3 protein-coding genes are annotated in these 2,182 nt (G+C 45.5%); all 3 read left to right on the top strand.

All coding sequences use genetic code 11. From position 1 onward, the window contains the following. The first annotated feature begins 33 nt into the window (after positions 1 to 33). The 3 genes from ACRCJ0_RS12460 to rsmI are packed head-to-tail and all read left to right on the top strand — an operon-like array spanning position 34 to position 2,063. Complete coding sequence (locus ACRCJ0_RS12460) at positions 34 to 792, top strand: tRNA1(Val) (adenine(37)-N6)-methyltransferase (RefSeq protein ID WP_431390626.1); 759 nt, start codon at positions 34 to 36, stop codon at positions 790 to 792. Next, entirely contained in the window at positions 782 to 1,162 is a 381-nt protein-coding gene (locus ACRCJ0_RS12455; protein ID WP_268401875.1) for a GIY-YIG nuclease family protein, read from the top strand. The genes ACRCJ0_RS12460 and ACRCJ0_RS12455 overlap by 11 nt, the downstream gene beginning before the upstream one ends. Positions 1,163 to 1,166: 4 nt before the next feature. Then, positions 1,167 to 2,063, top strand: coding sequence for a 16S rRNA (cytidine(1402)-2'-O)-methyltransferase (gene rsmI, locus ACRCJ0_RS12450; RefSeq protein ID WP_431390625.1), 897 nt, complete (start codon positions 1,167 to 1,169; stop codon positions 2,061 to 2,063). Positions 2,064 to 2,182: the final 119 nt, after the last annotated feature.

The raw sequence follows: 2,182 nt of genomic DNA, 5'->3' as shown, positions 1-2,182 counted from the left end.
CGGTGAGCGTGCTGGTGAGGGGAATCAAGGCTAATGGATACACCCTTATTACAAGCAGGCGAACGGTTGGATGCCTTAATTCCGCAAAATCTTGAAATTATTCAAAGTGACCTGACCTTCTCCTTCTCGGTAGACGCAATTTTATTGGCGCATTTTGCCCAGGTGTCTTCGAGTCGGGTGAAACAGGTCATTGATTTTTGTTCGGGTAATGGGGTGATTGCTTTATTACTGTCGGCTAAAACGAGTGACAAAACCCAGATTCATGGGATTGAAATTCAACCTCAAGTAGCAGACATGGCCAAGCGATCGATGGTACATAATGACTTGGCGGACAAAATTGCGGTTCATCAGATGGATTTAAAATCGGTTCGTGACCATTTTAAAAAGGATTCTGTAGATGTCGTGACTTGTAATCCGCCTTATTTCAAGAAATACGATGAATCTAAGGTCAATTTATTGGATGCTAAAACCTTGGCGCGCCATGAAGTGGCGATGACAGCGGAAGATATTTTCCAGCAGGCTCAGTTTGTCCTACGTAACCGTGGTAAATTGTATATTGTCCATAGACCTGAGCGGTTGAGTGAGTTGATTGTTTTAGGTAACCAATACCATTTGACTTTGAAACGGCTGCAATTTATCTATCCGAAACCAGGTAAAGAAGCGAAAACCATTTTGCTAGAATTCATGAAAGAGGGTCACGATAAGGGCTTGCGGGTCTTGCCACCTTTCTACACGCAAACCTTGTCGGACGAGTATACACCAGAAATGAGACAGTTAATTTATGGCGAATAAGTCAGAAAAATGGCACTATTTCTACGTGCTAGCTTGCAGTGATAATACGCTTTACACAGGATATACGACTGATCCTGATCGTCGGGAAATGGTTCATAACCAAGGTAAGGGAGCCAAGTATACTCAGGCAGCTGGGCGTCGGCCCGTTCATATGGTTTACAGCAAGCCGTTTACATCAAAGTCGCGGGCCATGTCAGCGGAATATCGATTTAAACAATTAACCCGTAGACAAAAGGAAGGCTTCCTTAAAGAAAAGGGCGTCAGCCAAGTTTGGCCCCCAAAAATGTGGACGGAACGGGTGGCTGACAGCTTAGAGGGCAGTTTACCCTTTTTGCCAGAAGAAGTAGTGACGGATAAGAATGAGGAGTGAGGGCATGGTTCAGGTACAACATTCATTTACAAAGCAGGAGAATGAAGGGTTTGGTACCTTGTATTTGGTGCCGACGCCGATTGGTAATTTGGAGGATATGACTTTTCGTGCAGTCAATACCTTGAAATCGGTGGATATGATTTTGGCTGAGGATACGCGAAATACGCAGAAGTTGCTCAATCATTTTGAGGTGACGACGGGGCAGATGTCCTACCACCAACATAATAGTCAGACGCGGATTCCACAAATTTTGACTATGCTGAAAGAAGGGCAGAGTTTAGCGCAGGTGTCTGATGCAGGGATGCCAGCGATTTCTGATCCGGGATTTGAATTAGCACAAGCTGCAATCGCTGAAGGCATCCGTGTGGTGCCACTACCTGGAGCCAATGCGGCCTTGACTGGACTTATTGCGTCCGGACTAGATACTGACCAGTTCGCTTTTATCGGCTTTTTACCGCGTAAGAAGTCTGAGAAAAAAGCTTTCTTGGATGACTTGGTGAATTTTCCCTACACGATGATGTTTTATGAATCGCCTTACCGCTTGGTGCAAACCCTTGAGGATTGTCGTGATGCCTTCGGTCCTGACCGGTCTGCGGTAGTGGTGCGGGAGTTGACTAAGAAGTTTGAAGAGTTTAACCGAGGCAGCCTGGATGATTTGGCTGTGCATTTTGACCAAAATGGGCCGATTAAAGGGGAAATTTGCTTCTATATTGCGGGTAATGATGCGCCAGTGACTGAGGCGACGATGTTACAGGATGCTTTAGAGGAAATGACCTTGAAAGACCAGGTGGACTGGTGGATGGGGCAAAAAGACTTGTCGACAAAGGATGCCATTAAACAAGTGGCTAAGCAAACGGGCGTGAATAAGCGGGACGTGTACGCGGCTTACCACGAAATCTAGGAGGCTTTATGATTCCATATCTCATAGCGCTGACATGTTTTCTTGTTGGCATCGTCATTTTAGTGATTGCGCCCAGGAATTTGGTGGATAATTTCCTGTTTTTAGCGGGCTTTATTATT

The organism is Aerococcus sp. L_32 (assembly GCF_050689315.1).
This window is presented reverse-complemented; position numbering and strand designations above follow the sequence as displayed.

What these genes read in the sequence shown, in the direction of transcription:
- ACRCJ0_RS12460 (WP_431390626.1), top strand. Translation starts at nt 34, where the DNA reads ATGGATACACCCTTATTACAAGCAGGCGAACGGTTGGATGCCTTAATT.
- ACRCJ0_RS12455 (WP_268401875.1), top strand. Translation starts at nt 782, where the DNA reads ATGGCGAATAAGTCAGAAAAATGGCACTATTTCTACGTGCTAGCTTGC.
- rsmI (WP_431390625.1), top strand. Translation starts at nt 1,167, where the DNA reads ATGGTTCAGGTACAACATTCATTTACAAAGCAGGAGAATGAAGGGTTT.